Annotated in this window: 2 protein-coding genes and 1 pseudogene; 1 reads left to right on the forward strand and 2 read right to left on the reverse strand. The window is 74.9% G+C overall.

From position 1 onward, the window contains the following. Window positions 1-160, forward strand: a pseudogene (locus KS423_RS43855) (AraC family transcriptional regulator); the annotation flags it as partial. A gap of 322 nt (window positions 161-482) precedes the next feature. Here KS423_RS43855 and KS423_RS43860 read toward each other — a convergent pair. Together KS423_RS43860 and KS423_RS43865 are read right to left on the reverse strand one after the other, a co-directional pair. After that, a complete protein-coding gene (locus tag KS423_RS43860; RefSeq protein WP_224285274.1) occupies window positions 483-1316 on the reverse strand; it encodes a hypothetical protein in 834 nt (277 codons plus the stop codon). A 59-nt stretch (window positions 1317-1375) separates the two neighbouring features. Further along, window positions 1376-2261 (reverse strand): DUF4232 domain-containing protein (locus KS423_RS43865; RefSeq protein ID WP_263455849.1); only part of this gene is annotated, 886 nt, incomplete at its 5' end.

Raw genomic sequence — 2261 nt, forward strand, 5'->3', positions numbered from 1 at the left:
CCTGGCCGACCCCGCGCTGCGCGCCCTGCCCGTCCACGCCGTCGCCACCCGCTGCGGCCTGCCCCGCGCCGCCGAGTTCAGCCGCGCCTTCAAGGCCGCGTACGGCCTCTCCCCCCGCGAGCACCGCCGCCGGGCCCTGGCCGGGACCGCGGGCGGGTAGGCCGTACGGGCAGGACGGCCCCTGCGAACGGGACAGCCCGTGCGAACGGGGCGGACGGACGCGAAAACCCCGCATCGTGAGCACCTGGTGCGCACGAGCGGGCGGGAAACCCGGATCAGTGGACGCAATGCCAAGAACTGTCCACCCGGTGCCAACACGGCGGGGGTGACGACCTGGCATCCTCCACGAGGGACACCGCGCGACGGAACATCACGTTCCGTTCTCGCGCCGACGGCCCGGCACGCCACGGGGGAGCGTGCCGGGCCGTCGGGTCCCGCACCGGGCGCCCGGGTCGACCGGGCGGCAGGCGGTGCGGGGCGGGTCAGCGGGCGGACTCGTGGGCGAAGACGGCCTGGCCGATCGCCTTCTGCAGCGGGTTCAGGTGCTTGTCGACGAGGGTCTGGTAGTCGGTGGCGTGGCCGTCGGACCACTGGCCGAGGCCCGCGACCATGGCCCGGCCGGCGCCGGAGAACATCTGCACCATGCCGCTGTCCGGGGGCAGGGTGGCCAGGCCCGAGGCGGGCGGCGGGGCCTGGGCGCCGACCTGGTAGTCGTCGAAGGCCATGCTCAGCGTGGTGACCAGGTGGACGGTGTCCTTGGGGTCCGCCATGGTGAAGACGGCGAGGTTGTACTGGTTCTTGGCGCTGTCGGTGTACAGGGCGATCTGCTCGCCCAGGCAGCCCTTCGACGCGCGGATCAGCCCGATCAGCCGCGGGCCGACCGAGTCCGGTTCGACGCAGGAGTTCATGACGGTCGATCCGACCCTGGTGTAGACCTCGCCGCCGGCTACCGTCACCTGGGCGGGGAACAGCTGGTCGAGCGGCAGCAGGGAACCGTCCGGGGCCGCGGAGGCCCGGGACCCGGTGGCGGAAGCGGAAGCGGCAACGGAAGCCGAAGCGGACGGGGCCGCGGCGGCCGGGGTCCCGCTCTCCTCGCCGGAGGGGCGCAGCAGGGTGAAGGCGCCCGCGGTCAGTGCGGCGGCGGTGAGGGCGAGCGCGAGGTTGCGCGGCCAGACCCGCTTGGGGCCGGGCGGGGTGCCGGCGGGTCGGTGGAGGTTCTCCTCCTTGATGTCGGCCGCGCGGACGAAGTCCTCGTCCAGGGTGACGTTCCAGCGGGAGTCGTCGTCGGGCCGCTGGGCCGGATCGGTGTGGGACATACCGACGCACGATAATGATCATGATTACGGCACGGGACAACGGTCCGATCACAGTGCGGTCACAGTGCCGGGGGCGGCGACGGCTTGTCGTTCACGTCCTCCCTGGTCCAGGCGCCGGCGCCGAGGCGTCCGGTGGTGCCGAGGTCGAGTTCCGGGACGACCATCACGGGGGCCGCGTCGGGGGTGGCGCGCACCCGCACGTACGGGGCGTTGAGCGGCTCGCCGGCCTCGGTGGTGTTGCGCCACACCAGGGTGGCGCGGGCGCCCTCCCCCGGGCGCAGGTCGAACTTCCGCGGCGGGTCGTCGGCGCCGGTGCCGGTGGCGATCTCGGAGCCGCCGCGCAGGACGCGCACCCCGTCGAGGGGCCGGTGGTCGAGGTCGAGCGGCTGCACCTGCGGGTAGCCGTCGAGGGTGACGGTGGCGGTGCCGCAGTTGCGCAGGTGCAGGCCGACCGCGCGCAGACCCATCGCGGCGCTGCCCTCGTCGGCGTACAGCCGCAGGCCGGAGGGCGGGCAGGGGCCGTCGGGGCGGGGTGCCTCGGCGGTGGGCACGCTGCGGACCTTGAGGATCTCCGGCTTCGACGGACGGGTGCCGGGCCGTGCCTGGCCGGTCCGGGGTGGGAAGACGGGCTCGCCGAGCCGCGTCGGGGCCCCGGTCAGGTCGACGCTCCCCTTCTCAGTGGCCCCGGGGGCGAGCCCGGCGACGGTCCGGCTGAGGTTGTCCAGCGCGGACCCCTCCGCCGAGCGGAGGCTGAACACCACGGTGACGTCGTACGGTTCGCCGTTCGGGTTGGTCACCTCGTACTCGAAGCAGGTGGGGCCGACGGCGGTGATCCGCACCCCGCCCTGGGCGAGCCCTGTCGGCTGCGCGGCCCCGGGCGCCGTCGGCGTCGACGTCGGCGTGCCGCACGGCGCTGGGCTGCCGGACGCCTCCGCGCCGCCGCCC

This window comes from Streptomyces sp. LS1784, from assembly GCF_020103755.1.
GTDB lineage: Bacteria > Actinomycetota > Actinomycetes > Streptomycetales > Streptomycetaceae > Kitasatospora.